Source organism: Arthrobacter sp. TmtSoilC77 (assembly GCF_059739415.1).
Genome location: NZ_AP046050.1, coordinates 4,164,913 through 4,187,592 on the forward strand (window position 1 = coordinate 4,164,913; position 22,680 = coordinate 4,187,592).

Below are 22,680 nucleotides of genomic sequence, written 5' to 3' on the forward strand. Positions count from 1 at the left end.
TCGGGCAAGGTGCAACAAGCGGGAAAACTGCCTGCTCGAGGCAATATCCTGCCGAATTCCTGCTGGGCTTATGCCGGACGCCAAACAGGGTCAGGAACAGCGGCCATTTGTACCCGACGCCGGAGCCGCGCTACCAGCGTGGCCGCGAGCAGCGCCGTCGTGATTTCCAATCCGATCACCAGCAACAGTCCGGTCGCACCGGAAGTATCAAAAGCGTTCGACGTCGGTCCCCCACCGTGCGAGTGGCCGGCACCGCCCGCTCCCAGCAGGCCTCCCGCTCCCAGCAGCAAGACGGCATGAAGGGCAATCATTGCCACAGCGGAAACCGTCACCTGGTGAAGAGCTCCGACGCGGCTGTGGCGCCAGATGTGAAAGGTGCACGGCACGCACACCGCCGCCAAGGCAATCATGAGGATGCCAAGCCACGCGCCGTGGTGTCCCGAGGCGGCGAGCCACAGGTGGACGGCGCATGACACAGCAGTGAGGGCCGCGCAGATCCTGGGATGGAGGACGGGCCCGGTTGACCGGACCCGTCCCGTCGTCGTGGTCATGTGTCCGAGGATCCGTTTAGTGGCAGTGGCCGTGCTGACCCGAGCCGGACGCATCGCCGTGTTCATCCCCAGCGGCGGCGGCAGAGCTGTGGCAGCTCGAACCTGAAGAGTTTGCCGGCACATCCAGCACGGGGCTCCGATCGAAGAAGCCTTCGGGGCGCAGCTTGAAGCCAACGGTGTCCACGGGCATGATCGGCCAGTCCTCCACGCGGGGGAAGTGTGTGAGGCCAAAGGTGTGCCATACGACGATGTCCTGGCCGTCTATCTCGCGGTCCTGAGCGACGTAAGCCGGCAAACCTGCTCCGCCGGAGTGCTGGTTCACGAAGTCACCAGTGGGGTATCGTTCGTCGTCGGCATAGCGGGTGACCCAGAGGTCCTTCGTGGCGAATGCGGCGCGCTTGGCGATAGAGGAACCTGGGTCGGCGAGCAGCGTGGGCTGGTTTTCGGCGTGGAGCTTGTAGCCGACGGGTTCGCCCAAACGGTTTCGGGACTCGGGGTTGGAAATGATCCAGGTCCGGCCGCTGCGGGCGTCGGCCTCCCGGACGCCTTCCGACTCGCGGGTGAGCAGCGTCCGCTTGCGGGAGAAGGCGTTGCCGCGCTCATTGCCTTCGCCCATTGACTGGCGGACCACGTCTTCTTCTTCCACGCGGTTGGTGAAGCCGTCAATGGCCATGTCCAGGCGGGCGCTGAAGAGGTGCTGGTGGAACGGGGCACCGAGGCCCGGCGCCAGCTGGGAAATGTTGTCCGAACCGCCTTCCGGGAATGCGCTGGTGAACACGATGCCGGTGGCCTTGGCTTCGAACTCGATGGTTCCATCCAGGTAGAGGTACCAGTAGAAGCCGTAATCGTAGTTGCCGATGGTGGTGAAGAAGGAGATCACCAGGCGACGGTTGCGGCGGGTGTAGTTGATGCCGGTCCAGAGGTCCGAGTGCTTGGAGAGGATGCCCCAGTCTTCTTCGTGCATGCAGATCCCGTTGCGGATTTCGCGGGGGTTGCCGAAGGCATCGCTGATGATGGGGCTGAGGTAGGTGATGTCGCCAAGGCAATCGCAACCTAGTTCCAAGGAGTTGGCGTACTGGCCAACGAGGTATTCGCCGGTGTCGAAGTAGTTTTGCCAGGACCGGATGGGCGAGGGATCGCCGTACGGAACCACCATTTCGGCGATCGAGGCACGGTTGATGATGGGCCTGAGGCGGTCGCCGTCCCGGAAAGCGAGGTTGTGGAGGACAACTCCTTCCCGGACGTCGAAGCCGACGTCCACGCTCCACTTTTCCCACTCCACGTGATTGCCACCTGTGACAGTGAAGCTCGGACCTTCCGGCTGCGTGATGCTGATGGGCTTCTGGGAGGTCCGCAGGGGTCCGGTCAGTTCAGGATCCGTGTAGTTTCCATGCTCGGCCGGGATCGGCATGACGCCGAGGTCGATCACCTGGGTGACTTCCTTGTTGACCACGTCCACGTACGCCACCAGCCCGTCCACAGGGTGGGCCCACGCACTGTCCTCCGGGAAGTCCTGCACAAAGGCCAGGCCACGAAGGATGCGGCGGCCGCGTTCCTCGTCGTATTCGAAGACGCCCGCGGACAACGGAGCCACGCGAACCTTTTCCACGTCCAGATCTCGTGCCGCAAGGGCGGCGAGCCAGCGCTCGTCCGTGGCGAGGAGCGTCTCCACGACCTCGAACTCTTCCTCCAGCACGGGGAGTTCGCCGGAGATTTTGGTGTCCAGTTCTGTCGCGGACAGGATCTCACCACGTGTCACCGACACCAGGACGTCGGTAGGAGCCCCGCCGGAGATGTCGTGGATGAACACACGGAAGCGGCGGTCTTCCTTTGCCTGGCTGCGGGACGGATCCACAAGGCCCAGGTAGGCAATCCGCTGCTCGGCGCCGAGGTGTCCGGCGGCCTGCAGGAGGCGCTGCACCTCAGAGATTTCGGCACCTGTGGCCAGGCGGTACTGGGTTTCCTTAACGGCTGCGTCAGTGGCTGTCTGGGTTGCTGTGGGCGTCATGGCTGCCTCTTGTCCGGGGACCTATGATGGGTCAGGATTTATTTTCTATAGGTGTAGAGAATAACCAAAACGTAAGATGAGTCACAAGACCTGTCCGCCAAAAAGTTTTCAGGGAGCCCGCTCAGTGCCAAAGATTGTGGACCACGATCAACGACGCCTCGAACTGGTGGACGCAACCTGGCGGATCATTGCAAGGCTGGGCATTGAAGGCGCCACCATGCGCGAAATTGCCGAAGAAGCCGGCTTTGCCAATGGCGCGCTCAAGCCCTACTTTCCGACCAAGGATCTGCTCCTGACGTCAGCTTTCGGGCACGTTTTCAACCGCACCAACCAGCGCATAGCGGCCGTGACCTCGGGTTTGGCCGGCATCGCTGCCCTCCGCGCCTTCTGCGCCGAAGTCCTGCCGCTGGACGAGGAGCGCGTCAACGAAGCCCGCATCGTGATCCCGTTTTGGCAGAAGGCCCTCAACGACGCAGAGATGGCGGCCCTGCACAGCGAGTCCATGAACCAGTGGCACAACACCATCACGGCGCACACGGCAGCAGCCCGCGCGGCCGGTGAGATTGCCGCCCCCATTGGGGACGCCGCCGTCGCCGATCATCTGCTCAACATGATGCTGGGCGCCCAGATCGTGGCGGCCCTGTCCCCCGGCGAGCACTTTGCCCAGGACCTTGAAGGGCAGCTGGACAACTATCTAAGGTTGCTGGCGGGCTAGCTAACTGCTGGCTGCCTAGCTGCTGGCGCCCGACGCCACCACGCCGACGCCCAGTCCCGCGATCACACCGCTGCTGACACGCTCGACGGCGGTACTCACCTTGGGGCGCTTGAGCCACCGCATCGCCTTGAACGCCACCACCGCGATCATCGACAGGTACGCGAAGGCAATGACGGCAACCACGATGCCCAAAATGAGTGAGGTACCCATGGTGTCTCCGCCGTGCGGGATGAACTGCGGGACCACGGCCAGATAGAACAGGCCTACCTTCGGGTTCAGGAGTGTGGAGAGAGCTCCTGCGCCCAGCGCCGCGAGCCGGCTGTATGGGAGGGGCGCGTTGGAACCCTCTCCCTCTGGGCCTGCTTTGGCCGCCCTGGCCGCTTTCCTGGACTTGATGAACGAAGAAACGCCCAGATACAGCAAGTACAAGCCGCCCGCGATCTTGACCCAGCGGAACAGTTCCGCCGACTGCTCGAGGATGGCCGCGAGGCCAACGCCCACCAGTGCAGCCCAAACAATCGCCCCCATGGCCGACCCCGCCGCCGCAGCAATTCCAGCACTGGGACGGTTCAACGCAATGCGAAGGACCAGAAAGGTGTCCGGACCCGGAGTTACGGACAGGACCAGGCAGAGACCGGCGAAGGCAGCGAGGGATGCAAGAGTCACCCGCCAAATTATCCGGTACGAAAGGCGCTGCTGGAAAGCGTTCGCTTCCCGTCAAGGGCTGTTCGTGCATAGACAAGGCGACTCCGCGTGACGCCAACCACACTGGAATCATCGCCGCGCGCCTCACCGGCCGCCAAGACTTACTACCCGAGCGGAGTACCAATGGAGACTTACGACGCCTTGCTGGCCTCGATTACCGCAGCCCCCGGCCAGAACAGCCGCACGATTCTTGACCCTGCAACGGGCCAGGCGGTCGGCGAAGCCCCCGTCCACACCGTTGAAGATCTTGACGCCGCTGTGGCAGCTGCCGCAGCTGCACAGCCAGCCTGGGCTGCCTTGGGCCACGACGCGCGGTCCGCTGCACTCATGAAGGCGGCCGACGCCGTCGAACGCTCCGCAGAAGAGCTCGCCCAACTGCTCTCCCGCGAGCAGGGCAAGCCGCTGAACGGCCCGAACGCCCGCTTCGAAGTCGGCGCGTGCGCCGCGTGGCTGCGCGCAACCGCCGCCACACCGCTGGACCCTGAGACTGTAGTGGACGACGGCGAAACCCGCGCCGAACTGCACTACCGGCCCATCGGCGTCGTGGGCGCGATCGGACCCTGGAACTGGCCGATGATGATCACTGTCTGGCAAATCGCCCCTGCCCTCCGGATGGGCAACGCCGTGGTGGTCAAACCCTCCGAATACACCCCGCTGTCCGTGCTCGCGCTGGCCTCGATCATCAACCAGGAACTGCCCGAAGGCCTGCTCAGCGTGGTCTCCGGAGGACGCGACGTCGGCGAAGCGCTGGCCGCGCACGACGCCATCGGCAAGGTCATGTTCACCGGCTCCACGGCCACAGGCAAGGCGATCATCCGTTCGTCGGCTGACACCGTCAAGCGCCTCACCCTGGAACTCGGCGGCAACGACGCAGGCATCGTCCTGCCCGACGCGGACCCCAAAGCCATTGCCGAGGGGCTGTTCTGGGGCGCTTTCATCAACACCGGCCAGACCTGCGCCGCCCTGAAGCGCCTGTACGTCCACGACTCGCTGTACGAGGCAGTGTGCACTGAACTGGCCGCCGTCGCCGCCGCGATGCCGATGGGCAACGGGCTCGATGAGAACAACGTCCTCGGCCCACTGCAGAACCGCCAGCAGTATGACATCGTGGCCCGGCTGGTGGAGGCTGCCCGCGACTCCGGTGCACGCATCCTGCTCGGCGGCAACCCCGACGCCGATCAGCCCGGCAACTTCTACCCCACCACACTGGTTGCCGACATCGACAACGACAACCCGCTCGTCGCCGAGGAACAGTTCGGCCCGGCCCTGCCGATCATCCGGTACAGCACCGTTGACGAGGCAGTCGCCAAAGCCAACGCCCTCGACGTCGGCCTCGGCGCCTCCGTCTGGTCCTCCGACCTGGCTGCCGCCCGCGAGGTCGCCTCCCGCATCCAGGCCGGCACCGTGTGGATCAACAAACACGGCGCAGTGGACCCACGCATCCCCTTCGGTGGCGCCAAGCAGTCCGGCTACGGCCTGGAGTTCGGCGCTGAAGGCCTCAAGGCACTGGGCGTACCGCAGATCATCAACGGCTGAGTTCCCGCTTTCCTGGCCCAACTGAGTCGCAGTTGAGCGCGTTTTGACCCCTCAAAACGCGCTCTGCTGCGACTCAGTTGGGTTGCCGGTCACAGGATGGACCCGGTTGGGTTGCTGGGGGAACCGCGTGAAACCATGAGCACCATGTCCCAGAAGATTGCGTATCAAGGTGAGCCGGGAGCCAACTCGGATCTCGCGTGCAAGGAAATGTTCCCCAACCTCGAAAGCGTGCCCTGCGCAAGCTTTGAAGACGCCTTTGAACTGGTGTCCACCGGTGAAGTGGACCTCGCCATGATCCCGATCGAGAACTCCATCGCCGGACGTGTGGCTGACATTCACGCACTGCTCCCCCAGTCCAAGCTGCAAATCGTGGGCGAGTATTTCCTGCCCATCCGGTTTGACCTCTTGGGCATTCCGGGCAGCACCATTGAAGGCGCAACAGAGGTTCACAGCCATATCCACGCTTTGGGCCAGTGCCGCAAGATCATCCGGGAAGCCGGCCTCAAGCCGGTTATCGCCGGAGACACGGCAGGATCAGCGAGGGAAGTGCGCGACTGGAACGATCCCCGCAAGCTTTCCCTCGCTCCTCCACTGGCCGCGGGCTTGTATGGTCTGGAGGTGCTGGCCTCCGGCGTCGAAGATGACCCCACCAACACCACGCGCTTTGTGGTTCTGGCCCGGGAACGCGAAATTCCCACCAAGGAGGAGCTCCCGGGTCCCGCGATCACGAGCTTCGTGTTCCGTGTTCGCAACGTCCCCTCAGCGCTCTACAAAGCGCTGGGTGGTTTTGCGACCAACGGCCTGAACATGACCAGGCTTGAGAGTTACATGGTGGGTAACGAGTTCGCGGCCACCATGTTCCTCTCCGACGTCGAAGGGCACCCTGCGGACGCGCGTCTCCGCCGGGCGTTGGAGGAGCTGGAATTCTTCACAACGGAGGTGCGGATCCTGGGCGTCTATGCCGCCGATAGCTATCGGCAACGGAACACCGTCAACGCCTAGCGGCTAAACCCCCGAACGGCCGTGCGCGAACCCGGTCGGGAAGCCGATGAAAGCTGGTTCCGGTGAAGCACAGCAGCCCGACTCCGCTTCTTCGTTGATGACCGTCGAGGGAACATCGCAGCTGGTCCCGGCGTCCGTGGAGCAGACTCCCGTTTCCGGCAATTCCAGCTGCACCAAATCCGCTGCCTCGTGGTCACCGGCCAGTGCAGCAGCGACGGAACGGACCTGCTCATAGCCTGTGGCCAGCAGGAAGGTTGGAGCACGGCCATAGGACTTCATTCCCACGATGTAGAAGTCTTTCTCTGGATGTGCCAGCAGCTTGGCACCATGTGGAGGGACAGTGCCGCAGGAGTGGAATTCGGGGTCAATCAGTGGACCGAGCTCCGTGGGTGCCTCAACGGCAGGATCGAGGTTGAGACGGAGTTCGCGCAGGATCTCCAGGTCCGGGCGGAAGCCGGTGCACGGAACGATGACATCGACGTCCAGCGTGCGTCCGTCAACGGATTCAACGCTCAGCCCGGAGTCGAGGGCCTTCATGCTAGCTATTCCGAAGCCTGTGTACAGTTCGACGCTGCCGGCTTCGACCAGCCGACGAAGCCTGGCGCCGAGCTGGCCCCGCGCGGGCAATCCGTCCGCGGCTCCGCCACCGTAGACCTTCTCCGCAGAGCCGCCTCGCACGGCCCACAGGATCCGCGTGTTGGGTTCGTCCTTGGAGAGGTCGGCCAAATTGATCAGGGTGTTCGCAGCCGAGTGTCCAGCGCCCACGACGAGGACGCGACGGCCGGCAAAGCTGGTCCGGTCCCGCCCTGTGACATCAGGAAGGGGCGAGGATATGCGGTCCGCCGCTGTCTCTTCGCCAACGGCGGGCAAGCCTGAGGTGCCCAGTGGGTTGCGGGTTGACCACGTTCCCGAGGCATCGATGACGGCAGCCACAACATGATCACGGGTTTCGCCGTCCGCGTGCTCCACCCTGACCAGGAAAGGGGTGGTGTCCCGGTCACGGACGTGGGTCTTGTCCAGTCCCAGACGGGTAACGGCGACAACGCGGGCGCCCGTCTGCAAGCGGGACGCCATGACCGGCATGGCTGCCAGCGGAGTGAGGTAGTTGTCGATGAGCTCCCCGCCGTAAGGCAGGGCCGTGGGGCGGGGAGATTCCCAGCCTGATTGTTCCAGGAGGCGGACGGCGGCGGCATCGATGTTGAAACGCCAGGGCGAGAAGAGCCGGATGTGGCGCCATTGTTCGATGGCCGCACCGGCGGAGGGTCCAGCTTCAAAGATGACCGGTTCGAGGCCACGTTCGATCAAGTGCGCTGCTGCGGCCAATCCGACCGGGCCGGCACCGATTATCGCGACGGGAAGGTTCTTCGCTGTCTCCATGGTGTCCTCTTTCATCCTTGGGATCCTCAGGCGTGGGTGGGTTCTTCCACCAGTGCCGTGGCTATGCTGTCTGCGTCCTCAAGTGCCGCCAGAAATCGTTCAGCATCCAGCGCTGCAGCGCACCCCGTGCCGGCGGCGGTGATCGCCTGGCGGTACCGGTGATCCACGGCATCGCCACATGCGAAGACCCCGGAGAGATTGGTGCAGGTGGTGGGCGAATCGACTTTGATGTAACCCTCGGCGTCGAGGTCCACCTGCCCGGCGACAAGCTCGGTGCGGGGCAAATGACCAATGGCAACGAAGATCCCTGTTGCAGCCTGTTCGCGGGTTTCTCCAGTGCGGGTATCCGTCAGAGTCACTCCGGTAACTTTGGTATCGCCGTGGATCCTGGTGACGGCGGAGTTCCAGGCGAAGCTGATCTTGGGATTGTCCTTGGCCCGCTGGGCCATGATGCGCGAGGCACGGAGTTCACCCTTGCGGACCACAACAGTCACGGACTTGCCGAAGCGTGTCAGGAAGGTTGCTTCTTCCATGGCAGAGTCTCCACCGCCAACCACAATGATGTCCTGTTCCCGAAAGAAGAAACCATCGCATGTGGCGCACCAGGACACGCCGTGTCCGCTGAGCTTTTTCTCTTCCGGCAGTCCGAGTTCCTTATAGGCCGAACCAGTAGCGAGGATGACGGCGGGCGCCTCATGCGTCTCCCCCGCGCCGGTGACCACTCGTTTGAGGTGAGCTTTCAGATCGACTTCCGTGACGTCGTCGAACACTATGCGGGCGCCGAACTTCTCGGCCTGTTCCTGGAGTCCGTCCATCAACTCGGGGCCCTGGATACCGCCCGGGAAGCCGGGGAAGTTTTCGACCTCGGTGGTGTTCATCAAAGCGCCACCCGCAGTAACCGAGCCTGCCAGGACAAGCGGCTTAAGCCCTGCCCGGGCCGCATAGATGGCCGCGGTGTAGCCCGCCGGGCCCGAGCCGATGATAATCAGTTGTTCGGCCCTGATGTCATTACTCATGGGAATCTCTCCTATGCCGGAAGCCGGATTACTTGGACGCAGGGATGAGGGAGTCGATCAGGCCCTCGATGCGGGTCTTTATTTCATCCCGAATAGGCCGTACCGCGTCAACACCCTGGCCAGCTGGATCTTCCAGGACCCAGTCTTCATACCGCTTGCCGGGGAAGTATGGGCATTCGTCACCACAGCCCATGGTGATGACGACGTCGGATTCCTTGACGGCTTCGGTGGTGAGTACCTTCGGGATTTCGGCAGACATGTCGATGCCCAGTTCGGCCATGGCCTCGACGGCGGCGGGGTTGACCTTGTCGGCCGGCTGGGAACCGGCGGAGCGGACCTCGATCTCCCCCTTGGCGAGAGTGCTTAGGAACGCGGCCGCCATCTGGGATCGGCCTGCGTTGTGGACGCAGACAAAGAGGACGGACGGCTTCTTGGCGGTTTCGGTGCTCACGGGTTTTCTCCTGGAAGTGTTGTGCGAACGAGTGTGTGGTGTGGAGACATGCGCCCTAACCGTAAAGCTCTGAAAAACCGTATCGATCCATGGATATTGATGAAGATCGATACATAGAAGTATCGGGCGGTATATCGATGATTGTCAATATTTGATTTTGAGCCCCACGTTTCTAAGCGGCAACGACGCGCGCAGCGAGCTCAGTGACGCGGTGGGCAATATCCTCGAAGGCTGCATCGAAGGCCGCCGGAGTATCCAGCCGCAAGGGATCGGCAACAGACCAGTGGATCCCACCGAGGCCGACCAACTCCTCATGGGCGTTGTCGCAGACGGTCACGATGAAGTCGGCTTCATCCGCTACTTCGTCAAGAGCGCGGGGAGCGACGTCGGGCAGATCCAGGCCATGTCGCCGGGCCGCCTCGACAGCCCCCGCGGCGATACTGTCCGCGGGGTGCGTTCCAGCCGAGGCCGAAGGTATCGCGCTGGCCTGCCGCCAAAGGGCAGAGGCCAGTTGGGAGCGGGCACTGTTGCGCGTGCAGACGAACAAGACGCGACGTGCGTCGTGGGCGATGCCGGGCACAAGACCCTCGAAAGCGTCACTGGCAAGGCGGAAGTAGCTGCGGCGCTTGTCCGCCTCCGAGCGGTGGCGCTTTGCCAAGCCTGCTTCCTCGAGGGTGCGCAGGTGGTGGGAGAGCAGGTTGGACGGCATGCCCAATTCAGCCTGCAATTCCGTTGGCGAAAAGTCCCCGAGGGTTAGCAGGTCAACTATGCGCAGGCGCGCTGGATCAGCGAGGGCGGCATGCCTTGCGACCCTTGCCTGAAAGACCTCAACTGCTTCAATATTCATTGGTTCAATTTTGACTGAGTTAATTCTTTGCGTCAAGCTGTTCCCATGACTTCACCCCAGCCACCCCTGTGGCGCCGCGCCATTGCCGAACTGCTAGGTACCTGCCTGCTGGTTGCGGTCGTTGTCGGGTCCGGGATTGCCGCTCAACAGCTGTCCCCCGCCGACACCGGCCTGCAGCTGCTGCAGAACAGCACGGCTACAGTTCTCGGGCTGACAGTGCTGATCCTGGTGTACGGGCCGATCAGTGGCGCCCACTTCAACCCCGTAGTGTCCTTGGCGGACTGGTTCCTGGGGCGGCGCAATGGGTCCGGACTGAGCCTTCGGGACCTCGGGGCGTATATACCCACGCAGATCGTGGGTGCGATCTGTGGCAGCGCCCTGGCGAACGCCATGTTTGAGATCGGGACGGACATTTCCAGGAAGGAACGCGCGACGCCCGGGCACGTACTGGCCGAGATCGTTGCCACCGCAGTGCTGATCCTCCTGATTTTCGCTCTCGCCGCCACGAATAGGGGCGTCCTGGCAGCCCCAGCCGTGGGCGCTTACATCGGCGCCGGGTACTGGTTCACATCCTCAACTTCATTTGCCAACCCAGCCGTAACCCTCGGCCGGATTTTCAGCGACACGTTTGCCGGCATCGCACCGGCATCCACGCCTCCATTCATCGCCGCGCAGCTGATAGGCGCAGCCTTGGGCGTAGCGCTCCTGCTCCTGCTCTTTCCAGGCGCCGGGCGCTCCGCCAGTGAAGTGGTCATCCCACATGCGGGGGAAGCCGCAGAGCGTTAATGGAGAAGGCCCAGCAGCTCACCGGCGAAGGGCTGCAGCTTGACGGCGAAAGGCGCCACGACCATACATTGATGAATGTCAATGTTGCGGCATAATGGATAGATGACCTCGCTGCCACTCCTCGAACCGGCTACTGACAAGGACTGTTGTCCACCGTCAACAGGCTCCCTCGACGCCTATGAGGCCCAGGTCCGCGCCTCCGTGTTTAAGGCACTGGCCGATCCCAACAGGCTTCGCCTGTTGTCCATCGTCAAAAGCGCCGACGGCGGTGAAGCCTGCGTCTGCGATCTCACCGAGCCCCTGGACCTCGGCCAGCCGACAGTCTCACACCACCTGAAGATCCTGGTGGATGCCGGCCTTCTGCACCGCGAAAAGCGGGGCACATGGGCGTACTACTCCTTGGTCCCGGGTGCCATTGAGCGGACTTCCGGCCTGCTGGAGACCTTGTGACAAGCGGGACTTCAGGGACAAGCAGGACTACAGGGGCGAGCGAGACTGCTCACACAACGGAGACTAAAGGCACAACGGTAACTAAAGGAACTACGGCGCCATTGCCCAACAGCGGCGTCCGGATCCGCAAAATGACGCGTTCCGATTGGCCGGTGGTCAGGGAGATCTTCACCGAAGGTATCGAGTCCGGGAACGCCACGTTCGAGCCCTCCGCTCCTGCGTGGGAGCAATTCGACGCTACAAGACTCAAGGATCACCGGCTGGTCGCGGAAGCAGAAGGCCGGATCCTCGGTTGGGCCGCCGTGTCCGCCACCTCCTCGCGTGCAGCGTATGCCGGTGTCGTGGAGCATTCCATTTACGTGGCCGGGGAAGCCCGCGGTTTGGGTGTGGGTAAGGCCCTTCTCCGCGCGCTGATCACGTCCACTGAAGAAGCAGGAATCTGGACGATCCAAGCCAGTGTCTTTCCCGAGAATGAAGCGAGCCTCCGGCTTCATGTTGCGGAGGGCTTTACGGTTGTCGGCCGGCGGAATCGAATCGCCAGGATGCCTCTTGGCCCACTCGCGGGGCAGTGGCGCGACACCCTAATGATCGAAAGACGCTCCGCGACTGTCTGAAACCGGAAGTGTCTGCGAAGAGGGAGAGCCATGGCTATGAGCGAGTTTCCGCAGCTTGGCTCTGCGAGCGCGGACCAGACGGTGTTGGGCAGTAAAGCAGCCACTCTTTCCGAGCTCAGGGCAGAGGGTTTCAACGTGCCAGCGGGGTTCGTCGTCACGTCGGAGGTGGTGGGGCAACTCGGAAACAACCTCGCGGGCGCTCTGACAGCTGCTGCCGGCAGGACAGGCCCGGGACCCTACGCTGTCAGGTCCTCTTCCACCGCAGAGGATCTCGCAGGCGCTTCCTATGCTGGTCTCTACGAAAGCTTGCTGAACGTTGAGCGGGATGACCTTGAGCATGCTGTCAGGCAGTGTTTGGCCTCCGCTGCGGAGCATAGAGTTGCAGCGTATGAGGCTGTTCTCGGAGCAGCGGCCCGCGGCGATGCGGCCCGGGGCGATGCGGCAGGCCCTTCCATGGCGGTACTCGTTCAACAGATGGTCCAGCCCCGTGCCGCAGGCGTTGCGTTCACTGCCAACCCGCTGACCGGGGACCCCGACGAAACCATTGTCACGGCCGTCGCCGGTCTTGGGGAGCCGCTGGTGTCCGGCGAAGCAGTCGGAGAGCAATGGACAGTCCGCGCCAGCGACGCCACGCGCACCACGGATGGCAGCATCCTCACCTCGGACCAAGCAAGGCAAGTAGCGGCGTTGGCCCGTCGGCTCCACCACCGGGCCGGGGTCCCGCAGGACATCGAGTGGGCTCTGGACTATGACGACGCACTGTTCCTCCTTCAGGCCCGCCCGATGACGGCGCTTCCCACGCCAGCAGTTTGGACAGCTCCGGGCGAAGGCCTGTGGGCGCGGAATTTCAGGCTCGGTGAATGGCTTCCGGATCCCATGACGCCGTTGTTCGAGGACTGGCTTCTTCGCCGGATCGAGACCGGGTATCTCGACGGCATGGAGGACGATATTCAGGTGCGGGTGCCGTTTCGTTATGGCGCCGTCAATGGCTGGTATTACAACGCCCCGCCGGTTCCGTTCCCACGGATTGTGGCGCCGTTGATAGTTCGAAGCCGTGGTCGTTTGCCGTGGTTCCTTTTCAACGTCCTTCTCCGGGTCTCCCGCAATCCGGCTGCGGCACACCGCGCTGTTCTGAAGGGTCTGGAGCTGAAATGGCGACACCAGCTGCTGCCCGACTATCGGGAACTCGTGCGCAAGGCAGGGAAAGAGGTGGACACGGCTTCCCCGGCAAGGCTCATCGAGCTTGTGGATGCCATTGTCAGGCAGGCGGGAATCTACCTGTGGTCATTGGCCGTCGTGGGCGGATCTGCCTGGAAAATGGAAGCGGCCCTGGCCAGGCTCTGGCAAAAGCACCTAGCCGCTCCGCTGAGCGACACGCCGGCAGGACGCCTCGGCCATCAGGCCCTGCTCCGCGGCCTTACGGGCAGCGCAGGACTCACTGGCAGCACAGGCCTCACAGGCAGCAATGCGACACCATCGGAATCGGCCGTTTACTCCCTCGACTGGTACCACCCGACCTTCGGCGAGGCAGGCATCCGAAGCCCTGAAACGGCTTCAACCACGGCCGGCAAGGAGGCTCTTGACGCACAGCGAAAGGCAGCCGAAGCCGCAGCGAGGGAAGTGCTGCTTGATAGTCCAAGGGTCCTCACCCACTTTGATTCCCTCGTCACGATGGCCCAGTACTACGCCGCCCTAAGGGAAGAACAATCCCTTTACCTCACTCTGGGATGGCCGGTCTTGCGCCGTTGCGCCAAACGCCTGGGACAAAACCTGGCTGCCGCAGGTGCCATCGAGGACCCGCAGGACATCCATTTCCTCCACCTGAATGAAGTGATGAACCCTTCGGCGGACTACAGGGAGCTGGTAGGAAGCCGCCGGGCAACCTGGGAGATGCAACGGCGTCTGGACGCACCTCTCATCATTGGCGAACCCGGCAGGTTTGGAGCTGATCCCGTGGCGGGCGCTGTTGACGCAGCCAGGACAACCCACGAGGTTCCCGCGGGTGCAATTGTCGGCCACCCGGCCAGCACTGGACGCGCGACGGGCAGGGTGCGGGTGATGTCAGGTCTGGAGGAATTCGACAGCTTCCTCGATGGCGAGATACTCGTAGCGCGATCCACCGCACCAGCCTGGACGCCCCTTTTCGCTCGAGCCGCCGCCGTGGTCACCGACGGCGGAACCCTTGCCGCCCACGCCTCTCTGGTTGCCCGGGAGTACGGGATACCCGCCGTCGTTGGAACCGGCAACGCGACCCGGCTACTCAAGACGGGCCAGCGAGTCACCGTGGACGGAGGTGCGGGCTACGTCGTCGCGGCCGAATGACGAGCTACCGTCCCACCGCCGCCCGTTCCTCCTCACGGGGACGCGCCACTGCCTCAGCCTGCCGGCCGGGCTTAGCTGGCCACCAAATCCGGTGTCCGATGTCGTATGCGAGCGCGGGCACCAGCAGTGAGCGGACCACAATGGTATCCAGCAGCACCCCGAAGGCCACGATGAAGGCCAGTTGCACGAGGAACATGATGGGAATAACTCCGAGGGCGGCGAACGTAGCAGCCAACACAACACCGGCTGACGTAATCACCCCACCCGTAACGCCCAGGCCACGGAGGATTCCAGGCCGGGTTCCGTGCTTCAACGATTCCTCGCGCACCCTGCTCATGAGGAAGATGTTGTAGTCCACGCCCAATGCCACCAGGAAGACGAACCCGAAGAGTGGAACCGTGGCATCTGCACCTGGGAAACCGAAAATCCCGTTGAACACCAGGGCCGAGACGCCCATGGCTGCCGCATAGGACAGGACCACGGACAGCACCAGCAGCACAGGCGCCACAACGGAGCGCAGCAGGAGCATCAGGATGAAGAGGATGACCACCAGGACGATGGGGATGATGACCACCAGGTCGCGCTGCGCGGTGATGTTGGTGTCCAGCGCCGTGGCAGTGACCCCGCCAACCAAAGCGCCGGCGTCGACCTCTTTCACGGCCGCACGGAGCGACTTCACAGCTTCTTCGGCCTCGATCGAGTCTGCGGCAGCGTCGAGCGTCGCATTGATCAGCACCTTGCCCTCGCGGACGACGGGATCGGTCGGAGTTCCCGGAGCACCGGTGATGGGCACATTGCCGTCGGCCAGGAGGTAGGCGTCACCCACGCCGTCGGCCGCTTTGACCTTGTCCAGCACTTCCTGCGCGGAATCTTCGGAGGCGACCACGACGGCGGGGCTGCCGCTGCCGGCGTCGAAATGCCGCGCCAGCGCGTCCTGGCCGTCCACGGCGTCGGAGGCCGCGAGGATGACGTCCGTTTGGGGGACGCCGTTGGCCTTCAATTGCAGGACGCCTGCCGAAGCCACCAGGAGCAGCAGGACCGAAGCCACCCATACGGCGCGCGGCCGACGGGAAACCAGCGAAGCAGTTGCCCGCCACAGACCCTTTTGCCCTTCAAGTCCAGTAACCAGCTCGGGTTCGCGTTCGTCGTCGGGCAGGAGCTTGGGGCGGAATGGCCAGAAGGCGGCGCAGCCCAGCAGGGCCATGAGCGCTGGCAGGAGGCTAAGCGCGGCGAACAGCGAGCAAAGGATTCCGGCAGCTGCCACAGGACCCAGCGCCTTGTTGGAGTTCAGGTCGGAGAAGAGCAGGCAAAGCAGCGCGATGATGACGGTCGCGCCGGACGCAAGGATCGGTTCGAAGGAGGCTTTCCATGCCGTGAGCACTGCCCTCGTACGGTTGGTGGTGTGGGTCAGTGCCTCGCGGAATCGAGCCACATACAGCAGCGCATAGTCGGTGGCCGCACCAATCACCAGGATGGACAGGATGCCCTGGCTCTGGCCATTGAGCTGGATCCAGCCCAGTTTGGCCATCGCGAACACCAGGAGAATGGCCGCGCAGAGCGCAAAGACCGATGTCAGGAGGACTGCCAGAGGCAGCACAAGTGAGCGGTACACGAGCAGCAAAATGACAAACACGGCGCCAAGGGCGACCAGCAGAAGGATGCCGTCGATGCCGCCGAACGCGTTCACCAGATCGGCGGTCAGCCCGGCGGGACCGGTGACGAAGGCGCGGGTCCCGTCCGGAGCGCCCGGTTGAACAACGTCGCGCAGTTCCTGGATTTTGTCGCGCAGCTCATCCGAGGACGCTATTGGCACGATGAACTGGACAGCTTTGCCGTCCTCCGAGGGAAGAGGCCCGACGACGGCGTCACCCAGCTTGAGCGCCTCGATGTCGGCTTTCAGCTGGGCTGCTTCGCCCAGCTGGGCCGGGGTGAAGGCCGTCCCGTTCTCAACGATGACCACGGCAGGGATCTCCTTGGAATCACGGAACTTCGCCTGCCAGTTACCGGCTTCCGTCGCTTCGGCGCCTGCCGGGAGAAACGAAGCCTGGTCATTGGAGGAGACTTCGTCCAGGCGCCCGAACGTTGGGCCGCCAACGCCGGCAATGCCAAGCCAGATGATGACAAGCACCACGGGCACCAACCATCGAAGCCAGAACGGTACCTTCTGCGGGTTCATGGGTCCTTCTTCCGGAAGCTTGAGAGTCTCTTTATTCCACCACAGAATATCTCTATGATGGAAGTATTCCAAGAGTGAACCATTTGCTGATGCCGGATTCCTGTTTGGCGGGGAGTAATATCCGACAGGGCAGCAATCAAGGTTGAACGTAGGCGGGAGGGCAGGATGTCTGAGGCTTCAGGCCCGCACCCCGGCGGCGAACGCCCGGAAATCGCGGCACCCCAGGATTTGGTGCGGCTCCTTCAGGACTTCACTCTGGAAGCCAACCACTATGTTGACGCCGCCGGTGGCCGGAACGACATGCACCGGACGGATCTCAACGCCCTGGCAGTGATCATGCGCCATTCTGCCGCCGGCCGCGTTGTCACGCCGGGCGTCCTCCGAAGTGAACTGCGCCTTAGCTCCCCTGCCACCACGGCGTTGGTTGACCGGCTGCACGCCTCCGGCCACCTCACCCGTGACCGTCTCGGCACCGATCGCCGGCAGGTCCAACTGCACATGACCCCCAAGGCCTACGGGGATGGAAGTGCCATGTTCATGCCGTTGGCCCTCCGCATGGGCAAGGCCATGGGCGCCTACAGCGCTGAAGAACTGGACATTGTCCGACGCTTCATGACCGATATGATCCAGGCCACCGTAGCGGCCCGCACGGAAACCGCGGAGAAGAGCCCCTCACCGCCTTCCGCCTAAATCCACCGCCGAAGTTGTAGCGTTTCCCTATGAACGCGCACCAGCCTGAAGATGTCTACACCCACGGGCACCACGAGTCGGTTGTCCGGGCCCACGCCTCGCGGACGGCCGAGAATTCGGCCGCGTTTGTCATTCCGCATCTCACCCCGGGGACGTCGGTCCTCGACGTCGGGTGCGGACCGGGCAGCATCACGTGCGACTTCGCGGGGCTGGTTGCGCCCGCACAGGTCATCGGCCTGGACCGCTCGGCGGAGATCGTCGCCCAGGCAACTGAGCTGGCCAAGGACCGCGGCGTGGACAACGTAGAGTTCCGCACCGGCAATATCTACGATCTCGAGTTTGAGGACGAGTCCTTTGACCTCGTCCATGCCCATCAAGTCCTCCAGCACCTGACTGACCCCGTCGCCGCCCTGCGTGAAATGCGCCGCGTGGCCAAGCCGGGCGCGATCGTGGCCGTACGCGACGCCGATTTCCACGGCATGAGCTGGTACCCGGAGGTCCCCGAGCTCGATGACTGGATGGAGCTCTACCAGAAGATCGCCCGACGCAACGGTGCCGAACCGGATGCCGGCCGCCGGCTGGTCTCGTGGGCGCAGCAGGCAGGCTTTGCCCAAGTGGCACCCAGCAGCAGCAACTGGCTCTACGCGACAGCCCAACAGCGGGCATGGCAGTCCCGCGTGTGGAGCGAACGCGTCCTCCACTCCGCTTTTGCCGAGCAAGCCCTCGAATACGGGTTCGCCAACGAGGCCGATCTCGCCAGGATCGCCGCAGGCTGGCACCGTTGGGGAGCAACGGACGATGGCTACTTCCTCATTCCCAACGGCGAGGTGATCGCCCGGGCCTAGGTTGCGCGTGGCGTCCTGACGCAAAAAAACTTTGCCGAACCATGTAGAAAAGCGCCCCGCAGTTCCGACCCATGAGTGAAAGCACCCAATCAGGGCGCCACTTCATAAGGAGTTTGAGATGAAATACATGATCATGATGTTCGGATCCGCCGAGGGCATGATGGAAACTGCCGACCCGGAGTGGGTCAAGGAAATGATCGGGTTCATGATCCAGATCGACAAGGACCTGACTCAGTCCGGCGAACTCGTCTTCAACGCCGGACTGGCCGATCCCGGTACAGCCAAGCTGGTCAAGCAGACCCCGGACGGCATCATCACCACCGATGGGCCGTACGCCGAGTCGAAGGAATCGCTGATCGGGTACTGGGTGGTAGATGTGGCCAGCGAGGAACGCGCCGTGGAAATCTGCTCGAGCATCGTCAAGTACTCGCAGGTAGTGGAACTCCGCGCTATCCCGGACGGTCCCCCGGAGGTCTAGTTTGGCCGTTCCCCCACGCGACATCGAGGACCTGCTGCGCACGTTGGCGCCGCAGGTCCTCGGCGTGCTGGCACGCAAGCACGGCCAGTTCGATGCCTGCGAGGATGCCGTCCAGGAGGCCCTCATTGAGGCAGTGGTGCAATGGCCATCCGGGCTGCCAACAAATCCCAAAGGATGGCTGCTGGCTGTCGCATCCCGCCGGCTGGTTGATGTATGGCGCAGTGAAAGCGCGCGCCGTGCCCGGGAGGAACGCGTCGCCGCCATGGAGGTCAGCTTCCAGGACAGCACGGCGTCTGAAGCCGACGACACCCTGACCCTGATGTTCCTGTGTTGCCACCCCTCAATAAGTGCGCCATCGCAGCTCGCCTTGACGCTCCGGGCCGCAGGGGGACTCACGACGGCGGAAATCGCCTCTGCTTTCCTCGTCCCCGAGGCGACCATGGGCCAGCGCATCAGCCGTGCGAAACAGGGGATCCAGAAGGCAGGCGCCCGTTTCGACATGCCGCCGGAGTCCGAGCGGAAGGCGAGGCTCGGCGTCGTACTTCACGTCCTGTACCTGATTTTCAACGAAGGCTACGCCGCAAGCTCGGGCGACTCACTGCAGCGCGAAGACCTCACCACCGAAGCGATCCGCTTGGCACGCCTGCTGGTGGGCGTGGCGCCGGATGAGTTCGAGGCCACCGGTTTGCTCGCTCTGATGCTGCTGACGGACTCCCGTCGTGCCGGGCGCACCCTGGCTGACGGAATGCCCGTGCCGCTGTCCGAACAGGACCGGAGTTTATGGAACCGCGGGCAGATAGAGGAAGGCATCGCGCTCCTTTCTTCCGTGCTCGGTCGTGGCGCGGCTGGACCGTACCAACTCCAGGCCGCGATCGCCGCCGTTCATGCCGAGGCGCCCTCTGATGCCGAAACGGACTGGCCCCAGATCCTCGCCTTGTACACGGTCCTTGAAGCCGTGGCGCCAAGTCCCGTGGTGACGCTGAACCGTGCTGTGGCTGTGGCCATGGTGAAGGGGCCAACCGCTGGGCTTGAGCTGCTCGCAGGGCTGGATTCGGCGATCGGTCGCTCACACCGCCTGGATGCTGTGCGGGGCCACCTGCATGAAATGGCAGGCTCTTATGTGGACGCGCGCGCCGCCTACCTCGAGGCCGCCAAAAAGACAGGCAGCCTCCAGGAGCGGCGGTACTTGATGGGCAAAGTGGCGCGAATGGACGAGTCTTGACCCCATATAGTCGAATCCATGGAACAACGCATACGTGGTAAGACCGGCCGGTCGGTGTCCACCGTTGGACTAGGCACGTGGCAACTCGGAGCGGACTGGGGTGACGTCACAGAGGAAGACGCACTTGCCGTCCTGGAGGCCTCGGTCGACGGCGGGGTTACTTTCTTCGACACGGCCGACGTCTATGGCGATGGCCGAAGCGAGCAACTGATCGGACGCTTCCTGCGCGCCAATCCCGGGCTGGACCTGCTGGTTGCCACCAAGATGGGCCGCCGCGTGGACCAGGTGCCCGAAAACTACACGCTCGCCAACTTCCGCGCGTGGACTGACCGTTCCCGGCGGAATCTGCAGCAGGACACCCTGGACCTCGTCCAATTGCATTGCCCGCCCACCGCCGTCTACACGAGGGATGAGGTGTACGACGCCTTGGACACGCTCGTCAGCGAAGGCGTCATCCGCAACTACGGCGTCAGTGTCGAGCGGACCGACGAAGCCCTTGAAGCCATCAACCGCGGGAATACCGCGTCCGTCCAGATCATCCTGAACGCCTTCCGGCTGAAGCCGCTCGATGAAGTTCTCCCGGCAGCAAAGCAGGCCGGAGTCGGCATCATCGCCAGAGTGCCGCTGGCGTCTGGACTGTTGTCCGGAAAGTACACGCCGGAAACCGGGTTCGCGGAGAACGACCACCGCAACTACAACCGCGACGGCTCCTCATTCGACGTCGGCGAGACCTTCTCGGGCGTCGATTTCGCCACCGGCGTTAAGGCCGCACAAGAGTTCAGCGCATTAGTGCCCGACGGCGTCAGCACCGCCCAAGCGGCCCTCGCCTGGGTGATCGCCCAGGACGGTGTCAGCACGGCCATCCCCGGTGCCCGTTCTTCAGTGCAGGCACATGCAAACGCTGAGGCGGGAGCAATGCAGGACGTCGGTTCAGGGCTCACCGCTGGGGTCCAGGACATCTATGACCGCTATTTCCGCGAAGCGATCCACCCACGCTGGTAGCCGGCCGACCGCCGTCGTGCATGTCACCATCCGCTACGCGTCGGGGTGTGTCCCTTTCGTGCGTCGTCGGGCATCGACATTTCGGCGCGTAGTCCCAGAAGCCGGATGGGACGGTCCGGCTCGATCCGCGCCGTGACGTCCAGGGCTTGCGCGAGGACTTCGTCCCGGTCTAACGTCTCCGGGATCTTCCTTGCGTAGGTCTTGGTGAAGAACGGGGCGTACCGGACCTTGAGGGTCAGCCCCACCACCGGCCGCCCCTCAGCTGCCACGTCTTCGAGGACGCGCGCTGTCAGCTCCTTGATGGCATCGCTGATCTGTGAGGGTTCCGTGAGATCCTGCTGGAACGTGGTCTCGCGGCCGTGTGCGCGGGCAACCCACGGGGTGTCGTCCACTTCATTGGCGCCTTCACCCCGACCTAGCTGCGCATACCAAGGACCCATCTTGGGGCCGAACTCCGGGACCAGGTCCTGGGGATCGGACGCGGCAAGCTCGGCGACTGTGGTGATCCCATGTTTGGCCAGCCGGGCAGACACCTTGGGTCCAACGCCCCACAGTTCCTTGGTGGGTTTGCTGCCCATGACCGTGAGCCAGTTCTCTTCGGTCAGCCGAAAGATTCCGGCAGGTTTGCCAAAATCCGTGGCATTCTTCGCGCGGACCAAGGTGTCGCCGATGCCCACGCTGCAATGCAGCCGGGTTTGCTCCAGGATGGCAGCCTGGATCTGTCGTGCGTATGCCTCAGGATCTTCGGTTTCAACGCCCACAAAGGCTTCATCCCAGCCCAGCACCTGAACCGTGGCGCCCGGCTGTGCGCGCAGGGTGGACATCACCACGTGCGAGGCCGCCAGGTAAGCCTCCTGGTCGACGGGAAGGATCACGGCATCGGGCACTTTCCGGGCAGCTATGCGCAGTGGCATTCCGGAACCCACGCCGAACGCCCTGGCTTCATACGATGCCGTGGACACCACAGCGCGTTCCGTAGGATCCCCCCGGCCGCCAACGATGATCGGCTTGCCGGCAAGCTCAGGCCGCCGGAGGACCTCGACCGCCGCAATGAACTGGTCGAGGTCAACGTGCAGCACCCACGGGATTCCACTCACGGCACCAGTTTGCCCTAAGCAGTAGCTTCCTGACCCTCATCGGACGCCAGGCCTGCGGAAATCAACCCATTTGGGCTTCAACCCACTATCTGGATGGCCGAACAAGCAGTACCCAACGCGTCCCGGGCTCCCGTCTCACCGGCATAAGCTGAGACGGTGCAGTTTTCACTTTGGCTGGCCCTGGTTGGCGCCGGCACCCTGATCAGTTTCACTCCCGGCGCCGGTGCCATTTTCACCATGAGCAATTCGCTCAATTCAGGCTTCCGACGCTCCATCTGGGGCATCCTCGGGCAACAATTGGCCTTGGTCATCCACATCGTCATCGTGGCCTTGGGCGTGGGTGTGCTGGTCTCCAATTCGCCCGTGATATTCAACGTCGTCCGCTACGCAGGCGCCGCGTATCTGGTGTACCTGGGGATCCGGCAGTTCCTGCACAAGCCGGACCTGGACGAGGAAAAGGTGGGCAGCCGCAAGAACGAGTCGGCGATGTCCATGTTCCAGCGCGGTATCTGGGTGAACCTGCTGAACCCCAAGGCGATCGTGTTCTTCCTTGCCTTCATGCCGCAATTCATCAGGCCAGAGCAGCCGCTGCTCCAGCAATATGCAGTGCTGACCGCCACGATCCTGGCCATCGACATCATGGTGATGTGGCTCTTCTTCGCTCTGGCAGCACGTTCATTCCAGCGCTTCACCCATGACGAGCGCGGCCAGAGGGTCCTCAACCGCATCTTCGGATGCCTTTTCGTCCTGGTTGGCATCCTGCTCGCCACCATCCACTAAGCGGGCCAGA

Annotated in this window: 22 protein-coding genes; 13 read left to right on the forward strand and 9 right to left on the reverse strand. The window is 63.4% G+C overall.

Going from position 1 to position 22,680, the window contains the following annotated elements:
- Positions 1–68: 68 nt before the first annotated feature.
- Both AC6I99_RS19230 and AC6I99_RS19235 read right to left on the reverse strand, forming a co-directional pair.
- Complete coding sequence (locus AC6I99_RS19230) at positions 69–551, reverse strand: hypothetical protein (RefSeq protein WP_497961533.1); 483 nt, start codon at positions 549–551, stop codon at positions 69–71.
- Between the two features lie 16 nt (positions 552–567).
- Positions 568–2,559 carry a primary-amine oxidase gene (locus AC6I99_RS19235; RefSeq protein WP_497961534.1) on the reverse strand — a complete coding sequence of 664 codons (1,992 nt, stop codon included), beginning with the start codon at positions 2,557–2,559 and terminating at the stop codon, positions 568–570.
- Between the two features lie 124 nt (positions 2,560–2,683).
- Here AC6I99_RS19235 and AC6I99_RS19240 point away from each other — a divergent pair, with 124 nt between their 5' ends.
- The gene (locus AC6I99_RS19240; protein WP_497961536.1) at positions 2,684–3,274 is read left to right on the forward strand and encodes a TetR/AcrR family transcriptional regulator; all 591 of its coding nucleotides are present in this window, start codon (positions 2,684–2,686) and stop codon (positions 3,272–3,274) included.
- A 15-nt stretch (positions 3,275–3,289) separates the two neighbouring features.
- On the opposite strand, the gene AC6I99_RS19245 is transcribed toward AC6I99_RS19240, so the two are convergent.
- A complete protein-coding gene (locus tag AC6I99_RS19245; RefSeq protein WP_224089244.1) occupies positions 3,290–3,940 on the reverse strand; it encodes a LysE family translocator in 651 nt (216 codons plus the stop codon).
- Between the two features lie 162 nt (positions 3,941–4,102).
- On the opposite strand from AC6I99_RS19245, the gene AC6I99_RS19250 reads away from it, so the two are divergent.
- A complete protein-coding gene (locus AC6I99_RS19250; protein ID WP_497946940.1) occupies positions 4,103–5,515 on the forward strand; it encodes an aldehyde dehydrogenase family protein in 1,413 nt (470 codons plus the stop codon).
- 144 nt (positions 5,516–5,659) lie between these two features.
- Positions 5,660–6,517, forward strand: a complete 858-nt coding sequence (locus AC6I99_RS19255) for a prephenate dehydratase (protein WP_497961538.1) — start codon at positions 5,660–5,662, stop codon at positions 6,515–6,517.
- Positions 6,518–6,520: 3 nt separating this feature from the next.
- Here the strand turns inward: AC6I99_RS19255 and AC6I99_RS19260 are convergent, their stop codons facing one another.
- From AC6I99_RS19260 to AC6I99_RS19275, 4 genes are all read right to left on the reverse strand, one after another.
- On the reverse strand, positions 6,521–7,894 hold the full coding sequence (locus AC6I99_RS19260; RefSeq protein ID WP_497962003.1) for an FAD-dependent oxidoreductase: 1,374 nt from the start codon (positions 7,892–7,894) through the stop codon (positions 6,521–6,523).
- Positions 7,895–7,920: 26 nt separating this feature from the next.
- Positions 7,921–8,910: a thioredoxin-disulfide reductase gene (trxB, locus tag AC6I99_RS19265; protein WP_497961540.1), complete on the reverse strand. Its 990-nt coding sequence runs from the start codon at positions 8,908–8,910 to the stop codon at positions 7,921–7,923.
- A 28-nt stretch (positions 8,911–8,938) separates the two neighbouring features.
- Complete coding sequence (locus AC6I99_RS19270; protein WP_224165502.1) at positions 8,939–9,361, reverse strand: arsenate reductase ArsC; 423 nt, start codon at positions 9,359–9,361, stop codon at positions 8,939–8,941.
- A gap of 172 nt (positions 9,362–9,533) precedes the next feature.
- Positions 9,534–10,208, reverse strand: a complete 675-nt coding sequence (locus AC6I99_RS19275) for a metalloregulator ArsR/SmtB family transcription factor (RefSeq protein ID WP_497961542.1) — start codon at positions 10,206–10,208, stop codon at positions 9,534–9,536.
- A 45-nt stretch (positions 10,209–10,253) separates the two neighbouring features.
- On the opposite strand from AC6I99_RS19275, the gene AC6I99_RS19280 reads away from it, so the two are divergent.
- The 4 genes from AC6I99_RS19280 to AC6I99_RS19295 all read left to right on the forward strand — a co-directional run bounded on the left by AC6I99_RS19280 (position 10,254) and on the right by AC6I99_RS19295 (position 14,380).
- The gene (locus AC6I99_RS19280; RefSeq protein WP_497961544.1) at positions 10,254–10,994 is read left to right on the forward strand and encodes an aquaporin; all 741 of its coding nucleotides are present in this window, start codon (positions 10,254–10,256) and stop codon (positions 10,992–10,994) included.
- A 102-nt stretch (positions 10,995–11,096) separates the two neighbouring features.
- Positions 11,097–11,444 carry an ArsR/SmtB family transcription factor gene (locus AC6I99_RS19285; RefSeq protein WP_224089258.1) on the forward strand — a complete coding sequence of 116 codons (348 nt, stop codon included), beginning with the start codon at positions 11,097–11,099 and terminating at the stop codon, positions 11,442–11,444.
- Positions 11,445–11,575: 131 nt separating this feature from the next.
- Positions 11,576–12,058 (forward strand): GNAT family N-acetyltransferase, encoded by a 483-nt coding sequence (locus tag AC6I99_RS19290; RefSeq protein ID WP_224089261.1) that lies wholly within the window; start codon positions 11,576–11,578, stop codon positions 12,056–12,058.
- Positions 12,059–12,094: 36 nt separating this feature from the next.
- Positions 12,095–14,380 (forward strand): PEP/pyruvate-binding domain-containing protein, encoded by a 2,286-nt coding sequence (locus AC6I99_RS19295; protein WP_497961546.1) that lies wholly within the window; start codon positions 12,095–12,097, stop codon positions 14,378–14,380.
- Positions 14,381–14,384: 4 nt separating this feature from the next.
- Here AC6I99_RS19295 and AC6I99_RS19300 read toward each other — a convergent pair whose 3' ends face one another.
- Positions 14,385–16,556 carry an MMPL family transporter gene (locus AC6I99_RS19300; protein ID WP_497961548.1) on the reverse strand — a complete coding sequence of 724 codons (2,172 nt, stop codon included), beginning with the start codon at positions 16,554–16,556 and terminating at the stop codon, positions 14,385–14,387.
- Between the two features lie 165 nt (positions 16,557–16,721).
- On the opposite strand from AC6I99_RS19300, the gene AC6I99_RS19305 reads away from it, so the two are divergent.
- From AC6I99_RS19305 to AC6I99_RS19325, 5 genes are all read left to right on the forward strand, one after another.
- Positions 16,722–17,246, forward strand: coding sequence for a MarR family winged helix-turn-helix transcriptional regulator (locus tag AC6I99_RS19305; protein ID WP_497961550.1), 525 nt, complete (start codon positions 16,722–16,724; stop codon positions 17,244–17,246).
- A gap of 29 nt (positions 17,247–17,275) precedes the next feature.
- Positions 17,276–18,091, forward strand: a complete 816-nt coding sequence (locus AC6I99_RS19310; RefSeq protein WP_224089272.1) for a class I SAM-dependent methyltransferase — start codon at positions 17,276–17,278, stop codon at positions 18,089–18,091.
- A gap of 118 nt (positions 18,092–18,209) precedes the next feature.
- On the forward strand, positions 18,210–18,569 hold the full coding sequence (locus AC6I99_RS19315) for a YciI family protein (protein ID WP_224089275.1): 360 nt from the start codon (positions 18,210–18,212) through the stop codon (positions 18,567–18,569).
- A 1-nt stretch (position 18,570) separates the two neighbouring features.
- The gene (locus tag AC6I99_RS19320) at positions 18,571–19,791 is read left to right on the forward strand and encodes an RNA polymerase sigma factor (protein ID WP_497961551.1); all 1,221 of its coding nucleotides are present in this window, start codon (positions 18,571–18,573) and stop codon (positions 19,789–19,791) included.
- 18 nt (positions 19,792–19,809) lie between these two features.
- Positions 19,810–20,793 (forward strand): aldo/keto reductase, encoded by a 984-nt coding sequence (locus AC6I99_RS19325; protein WP_497961553.1) that lies wholly within the window; start codon positions 19,810–19,812, stop codon positions 20,791–20,793.
- A gap of 23 nt (positions 20,794–20,816) precedes the next feature.
- Here the strand turns inward: AC6I99_RS19325 and AC6I99_RS19330 are convergent, their stop codons facing one another.
- Positions 20,817–21,890, reverse strand: coding sequence for a DNA polymerase IV (locus tag AC6I99_RS19330; RefSeq protein WP_497961555.1), 1,074 nt, complete (start codon positions 21,888–21,890; stop codon positions 20,817–20,819).
- Between the two features lie 156 nt (positions 21,891–22,046).
- Here AC6I99_RS19330 and AC6I99_RS19335 point away from each other — a divergent pair, with 156 nt between their 5' ends.
- Entirely contained in the window at positions 22,047–22,670 is a 624-nt protein-coding gene (locus AC6I99_RS19335; protein WP_497961557.1) for a LysE family transporter, read from the forward strand.
- Positions 22,671–22,680: the final 10 nt, after the last annotated feature.